Here is a 6573-nt window from a genome sequence, read left to right on the forward strand (position 1 = left end):
GAACCGAGGGCCGGTTACGAACCGGAGTCACGCGTTCCACGAGGGTTTCCGGGTGCGCGGCGGCTCCGCTGCGTCGTCAGGCCGTGTACACGACGTGGAAGGCCTCGCCCAGCCGGCCCGGGGGCAGGCCCAGCCGGCGGCCGGTCTCCCGCATCCACCCGGTGACGAACTCCTCGAGCCCGGTCATGTGGCTGACCTGCGTGACGTGGCTCTTGAGCGCCGCGAACTTCAGCTCCACCACGTCGGTCACGTCGACGACGTGGTCGGCGCGCGGACTGGCGGTCAGCCAGACCTCGGGCACCGTCCAGGCCTCGAGCCCCTCCTCGGCCAGCAGTTCCGGGAAGGCGAACGGGTTGCGGGCGTCGGGGTAGACCGCCCGCATCGTGGACTCCCCGACGGTCATGTGGTCGGGGTGGCTCGCCCCGATCCGCTCCCAGAACCGCTCGGGGGAGCTGGTGAGCACCCGCTGCGGCCGGACCTGCCGGATGACCCGGCTGATGTCGCGGCGCAGGTCCAGGGTCAGCTCCAGCCGGCCGTCGGGGTAGCCGAGGAACCGGACGTCCTCGCACCCGACGACCTTGGCCGCGGCCTGCTGCTCGGCCCGCCGCAGCGGACCCATCTCCTCGCGCGGCGTCTCGTCGTGGCCGCCCGCGTCCCCGTCGGTGACGATGCAGTAGGTGACCTCGGTGCCCGCCGCCGTCCAGGTGGCGACTGTGCCGGCGCTGCCGAAGTCGACGTCGTCGGGGTGGGCGAGCACGCACAGGGCGCGCTCGACGTGCTCGGCCGGGCTGCGGGGCTGTGGGGAGGTCACCCGCGGGAGCCTAGAAGAAGGCCCCTCCGGTCCCGGCGGCTCGCGGCCGGTTCCTGCACGAGGGCTGTCAGGGCAGGACCAGCCCGCGCAGCTTGTCCGGGTTGCGGACGACGAGCACCTGCTGGACCAGCCCGTCGACCAGCACCAGGGACATCGTCACGTAGGGCTCGTCCCCGACCCACGCGACGACGGCCGGCTGGCCGTTGACGTCGACGACCTCGGCCCGCAGGCCCTCGATCGCCTGGCCCTGCGTCGTGGTCGCGAGGAGGAAGCGGAGCACCTTCTCCGCGCCCGCGATCGGCCGCAGCGCCGCCTTCGCCTTGCCCCCGCCGTCGGTCACCAGCACCACGTCCGGCGCGAGCGCGGCGAGGAGCGCGTCGACGTCCCCACCGGCGCAGGCGGCGAGGAAGCGCTCGGTCACCTCCCGCTGCGCGGACCGGTCGGCGTCGAAGCGGGGCTGGCGGGCCTGCACGTGCTCGCGCGCGCGGTGCGCGGTCTGCCGGACGGCGGCCTCGCTGCGGCCCAGGACCGCGGCCACCTCCGCGGCCGGCAGCCCGAACACCTCCCGCAGCACGAAGACGGCCCGCTCGGCCGGGGACAGCGTCTCGAGGACGACCAGGAGCGCCAGCGAGACCTGCTCGCCGAGCACCGCCGCCTCGTCGGGGTCGCGTGGAGGAGCGGCGCCCGCGACCGGGGCGGACCCGGTGAGCAGCGGCTCGGGCAGCCACGGGCCGACGTAGCTCTCCCGGCGGCTGCGCGCGGAGTCCAGCCGGTCGAGGGCCAGCCGGGAGGTGATCCGCACCAGGTAGGCCCGCGGGTCGGCGACGTCGCCCCGGTCGGTCGCCGACCACCGCAGCCAGGTGTCCTGGACGACGTCCTCGGCGTCGGCCACGCTGCCGAGCATCTGGTAGGCGACGGTGAACAGCAGCCGCCGGTGCCGGTCGAAGGGCGCCAGCGCGTCGGTGCCGGTCATGCCCGGGCGGGGAGCTCGCAGCGGTCCCGGAAGCCCTGGCTGGTGAGGCCGAGCGCGCTGTTGAACCGCGACCGGGTGTTCTCCACGGCGACCATCATCGTCAGCTCCACCAGGGCGGCGTCGTCCAGCCGGCGCCGCAGACCGGCCACCATCTCGTCGGTGACGGCGAGCGGTGTGGTGCTCATGGCCTCGGCGTAGGCCATCACGTCCCGCTCCAGGTCGGTGAAGACGTCGCTGTCCCGCCACGTCGGGACCGCCCGCAGCTTGACGGGGTCCACGCCCTCCCGGGTGCTGATCCAGTAGCCGAAGTCCACGCACCAGGAGCAGCCGATGTGGACGGCGGAGGCCATGACGGCCAGCGCCTTCAGGGTCGGGTCGAGCTCGTTCCAGCGCGCGAGGGAGGTCTCGAACCGGCTGTCGGTGACCAGCACCCGCCGGTTGTGCGCCATGGCGGAGAACGGTTCGGGCACCACGCCGAAGGTGCGGCGGGCGTACCACTCGGCGAGCCGGTTCAGGCGGGTGCGGGGCGGGTCGAGCGAGATGCGGGCCATGGCGGTCGTCCTCTCCATCGGGTGTGCACAGGGAGACGGGACGGCGCCGCGGAACGTGACACGCCGCCGCGGGGTTCCGCGGGTCCGCGGCCGGGAGGACCCTGGCCGTCCACGGTGCTGGGGGACGGCGGGCTGCACGACGGGTCCGCCGGGGGAGGAGTGGACGTGGACCCGGACTTCACCGCGACCCTGGAGCGGACGGCGAAGGCGCTGCAGGCGATGGGTTCCGGCGACCCCGGGCCGTACGCGGCCCTGTGGGCCCGGTCGGACGACGTCACGCTCTTCGGTGCCTGGGGGCCCATCGAGAAGGGCCACGAGGCGGTGACCACCACCTTCCAGTGGGTGGGCAGCCGGTTCAGCGACGGGGGCCTCACGCCCACCTACGACGTCGTCGAGGTGCGGGGCGACCTGGCGTACACGGTCGGCATGGAGAAGGGCGTGGTCCGCGTCGACGGTGGTGAGCCGCGGCCCATGACCATCCGCGCCACCCACGTGTACCGGCGGCTCGACGGCCAGTGGTGGCTGGTGCACCGGCACGCCGACTTCCCGCCCCCCGACCAGCGCCGCAGCTAGCTCGCGCTCACAGTCGGCCGCGGCCCTGGCGGAGCAGCATCATGGCGAGGGTCGCGCCGTCGGGTCCGAGCTCGGCCTGGAAGCGGGCCAGCACCTGCTGCTCGCGGGCCAGCGAGAGCCGGGTGCCGCCCGCCGCGCGGCGGAGCTCACCGATCTGCTGGGACACGGCCAGCCTGCGCTGGACGAGCCGGATGAGCTCGGTGTCGCACGCGTCGATCTCCTCGCGGAGCTCGGCGATGCGCTCGTCGGCGTCGGGGGCGGTGGGGAGTGTGGCGGTCATCGGTGGTTCCTCCAGGGCGGGCGGGAGGCCGTCGGACCCCGGGAACGAGAAACGCCCCGGGCTCTTCGGGCCCGGGGCGTCTGTTGCGGCGTGTGCTCAGCCAGCGGTGACGGACACCGGATCCCGGTGACCGAAGTAAAAGCTGAGGGCGGCGAGCACGGCGGAGAGTCTGCCACAGCGGAACGCGAGATCGCCAGCGGGTTCCCCGGCAGTGGCGGGTGTGGCGGCTGTTCCACGGCTCCCGGGAGCGTCACCCGACCGGCTTACAGTGATGTCGTCATGAGCAGCGTCCAGCAGGCCCTCCCCGGCACCGCCGCACTCCAGCGTTCCGCCTCCGGCACGATCGGGCGCGAGCTGGACCGGATGCTCGCCGGGCTCAACGGCCCCCAGCGTCAGGCCGTCGTCCACGAAGGTGGGCCGCTGCTCATCGTCGCGGGGGCCGGCTCCGGCAAGACCCGCGTGCTCGCGCACCGGATCGCCTACCTGCTCGGCGCCCGCAGCGTGCAGCCGGGCGAGATCCTGGCGATCACCTTCACCAACAAGGCCGCCGGGGAGATGAAGGAGCGCGTCGCCGCCCTCGTCGGCCCGCGGGCGCGGGCCATGTGGGTGTCGACGTTCCACTCGATGTGCGTGCGCATCCTGCGCGCCGAGGCGGGCAAGCTCGGGCTGAAGTCGTCGTTCACCATCTACGACCAGGGCGACTCCGTCCGGCTGATGACGATGGTCGCCCGCGACCTGGACCTCGACGCCAAGCGCTACCCGGGCCGCAGCCTGGCCGCGCAGGTGTCGAACCTGAAGAACGAGCTGATCGACGAGGAGTCGTTCACGCCGGTCACGGCGCCGGAGAAGGTGCTCGCCGAGGCCTACCGGCTCTACCAGCAGCGGCTGCGCCAGGCGCACGCGCTGGACTTCGACGACCTGATCATGACGACGGTCCACCTGCTGCAGGCCTTCCCGGACGTCGCCGAGCACTACCGCCGCCGGTTCCGCCACGTGCTGGTCGACGAGTACCAGGACACCAACCACGCGCAGTACGTGCTGGTGCGCGAGCTCGTCGGCACGGGCGCCGGCCCGGTGCCCCCCGCCGAGCTGTGCGTGGTGGGCGACGCCGACCAGTCGATCTACGCCTTCCGCGGCGCGACGATCCGCAACATCGACGAGTTCGAGCGGGACTACCCCGAGGCGACGACGATCCTGCTGGAGCAGAACTACCGCTCCACCCAGCGCATCCTCAAGGCCGCCAACCAGGTCATCGCGAGGAACACCGGCCGTCGTCCGAAGAACCTGTGGACCGACGCCGGCGACGGTGACCTGATCGAGGGCTACGTCGCCGAGAACGAGCACGACGAGGCAGCCTGGGTCGCCGAGCAGATCGACGCCCTGGTCGACGAGGGCACGGCGAAGCCCAAGGACATCGCGGTCTTCTACCGGACCAACAACGCCTCCCGTGTCTTCGAGGAGGTGTTCATCCGCGTCGGCATGCCCTACAAGGTCGTCGGCGGGGTGCGCTTCTACGAGCGCAAGGAGGTCCGCGACGCGCTGGCCTACCTCAAGGTGGTCGCCAACCCGGCCGACGTCGTCAGCCTGCGCCGGGTGATCAACACCCCCAAGCGCGGCATCGGCGAGCGCGCCGAGTCCTGCGTCGAGACCTTCGCCGACCGCGAGCGGATCGCCTTCGCCTCCGCGCTGCGCCGCTGCGCCGAGGTCCCCGACCTGGCCACCCGCTCGCTCAAGGCCATCCAGGAGTTCGTCGCGCTGCTCGAGGAGTTCGAGCGGCTGGTGGAGACCGGGTCCGGGCCGGCCGCGCTGCTGGAGAGCATCCTCGACCGCACCGGCTACCTCACCGAGCTGCAGGCGAGCACCGACCCGCAGGACGAGGGCCGGGTCGACAACCTCAACGAGCTCATCTCGGTGGCCGCGGAGTTCGAGGCGGCCAACCCGGGCGGCTCGGTCACCGACTTCCTCGAGCAGGTGTCCCTGGTCGCCGATGCCGACCAGATCCCCGTGGCCGGGGACGACGCCGGCGTGGTCACGATGATGACCCTGCACACCGCGAAGGGCCTGGAGTTCCCGGTCGTCTTCCTCACCGGCATGGAGGACGGCGTCTTCCCGCACCTGCGCGCGCTCGGCGACCCGCGGGAGCTGGAGGAGGAGCGTCGGCTGGCCTACGTCGGCATCACGCGGGCGCAGCAGCGGCTGTTCATCTCGCGGGCGACGGTGCGCACCAGCTGGGGGCAGCCGGCCTACAACCCGCCGTCCCGTTTCCTGGACGAGCTGCCGGGCGACACCGTGCACTGGGCGGGGAAGGAGCCGGCGCCGGCGCCGAGCACCGGGTACCGCTCCGCGCAGCAGCGGGTCGCCGCCACCGGGTTGTCCACCGGCGGGCTGCGCGGCGGGGCGGGCAACCGGGCGATCATCGCCGTCGAGGTGGGCGACCGGGTCAGCCACGACGCGTTCGGGCTGGGCACCGTCGTCGAGGTCAACGGCGCCGGTGACAAGGCCCAGGCGACCGTCGACTTCGGCTCGGGCGGCACCAAGCGCCTCGTCCTGCGCTACGCCCCCCTCGTCAAGCTCTAGCTCCGACGAGGGGGACGCCGCTGCGGGGGTTCCTCGCGCACTGCCGGTGGCGCAGGACCCGCCGTGCACGAGGAACGCCCGCGACGGGCGCGGACCGGGCTCAGGGCACGGAGACGCCGCGCTCCGCCAGGAAGTCCTCGGGGTCGATCGGCCGGCCGGTCATGCCGCCGCGGTGGATCTCGTAGTGCAGGTGCGGCCCGGTGGACTGGCCCTCGTTGCCGACCTTGGCGATCTGGTCGCCCGCGTGGACGATGTCGCCGGCCCGCACCGAGTAGTAGCGCATGTGGCCGTAGACGTGCACGTTGCCGTCGGCGTCCTGGACGTAGACCGCGTTGCCGTAGCCGGAGGCCCGGCCGGCGCGGATGACCACGCCGTCGGTGGCCGCCGCGATGGGCGTGCCGAGCGACGCGGCGAGGTCGATGCCGTAGTGCATCGTGCCCCAGCGCATGCAGAAGCAGGTGGTGAGGCGGGCGCCCTCCACGGGGCGCACGGTCGTCGGCGTGCGCGCGGCGCGGGAGGCGGCCAGCTCGCTGAGGCGGGCCTGGGCCTCGGCCTCGGTGATGCCCCGGCGCACGCCGGCGTCCTCCATGTCGCCGGTGAGGCCGATGTCGGAGGCGACCCCCAGGCCGTACTCGGCGGCGCTGATGCTGATCTCGGCGGGTCCGCCGCCCATGACCGCGGGGACGCCGGCCACCACGGCGCCGGCCACGAGGGCGGCCAGCCAGAGCGGTCCGCGCCGGCCGGGCGGGCGGGGCAGGCGCCGGCGGCGCTTCGCTGCCGGAGCGGCCACGGCGTCCGCGTCGCCGCA

At 73.5% G+C, this 6573-nt stretch carries 7 protein-coding genes; 2 read left to right on the forward strand and 5 right to left on the reverse strand.

From position 1 onward, the window contains the following. Positions 1–76: 76 nt before the first annotated feature. From MY520_RS24720 to MY520_RS24730, 3 genes are all read right to left on the reverse strand, one after another. Positions 77–811: a PIG-L deacetylase family protein gene (locus tag MY520_RS24720; protein ID WP_436695344.1), complete on the reverse strand. Its 735-nt coding sequence runs from the start codon at positions 809–811 to the stop codon at positions 77–79. A gap of 67 nt (positions 812–878) precedes the next feature. Continuing rightward, on the reverse strand, positions 879–1784 hold the full coding sequence (sigJ, locus tag MY520_RS24725; RefSeq protein ID WP_436695345.1) for an RNA polymerase sigma factor SigJ: 906 nt from the start codon (positions 1782–1784) through the stop codon (positions 879–881). After that, the gene (locus MY520_RS24730) at positions 1781–2335 is read right to left on the reverse strand and encodes a carboxymuconolactone decarboxylase family protein (RefSeq protein ID WP_436695346.1); all 555 of its coding nucleotides are present in this window, start codon (positions 2333–2335) and stop codon (positions 1781–1783) included. Before MY520_RS24730 ends, sigJ begins: the two co-directional genes overlap by 4 nt. A 165-nt stretch (positions 2336–2500) precedes the next feature. On the opposite strand from MY520_RS24730, the gene MY520_RS24735 reads away from it, so the two are divergent. Then, positions 2501–2908, forward strand: a complete 408-nt coding sequence (locus MY520_RS24735) for a YybH family protein (protein ID WP_436695347.1) — start codon at positions 2501–2503, stop codon at positions 2906–2908. A gap of 7 nt (positions 2909–2915) precedes the next feature. Here MY520_RS24735 and MY520_RS24740 read toward each other — a convergent pair whose 3' ends face one another. After that, on the reverse strand, positions 2916–3188 hold the full coding sequence (locus tag MY520_RS24740) for a chorismate mutase (protein ID WP_436695348.1): 273 nt from the start codon (positions 3186–3188) through the stop codon (positions 2916–2918). Between the two features lie 279 nt (positions 3189–3467). Between MY520_RS24740 and pcrA the strand changes: the two genes are divergently transcribed. Continuing rightward, on the forward strand, positions 3468–5765 hold the full coding sequence (pcrA, locus tag MY520_RS24745; RefSeq protein WP_436695349.1) for a DNA helicase PcrA: 2298 nt from the start codon (positions 3468–3470) through the stop codon (positions 5763–5765). Positions 5766–5865: 100 nt separating this feature from the next. Here pcrA and MY520_RS24750 read toward each other — a convergent pair whose 3' ends face one another. Continuing rightward, on the reverse strand, positions 5866–6555 hold the full coding sequence (locus MY520_RS24750; protein WP_436695350.1) for a M23 family metallopeptidase: 690 nt from the start codon (positions 6553–6555) through the stop codon (positions 5866–5868). Between the last annotated feature and the right edge of the window lie 18 nt (positions 6556–6573).

Origin of the sequence: Geodermatophilus sp. CPCC 205506, assembly GCF_051383635.1 — a bacterium.
In the GTDB taxonomy this organism is placed as follows: Bacteria; Actinomycetota; Actinomycetes; order Mycobacteriales; family Geodermatophilaceae; genus Geodermatophilus.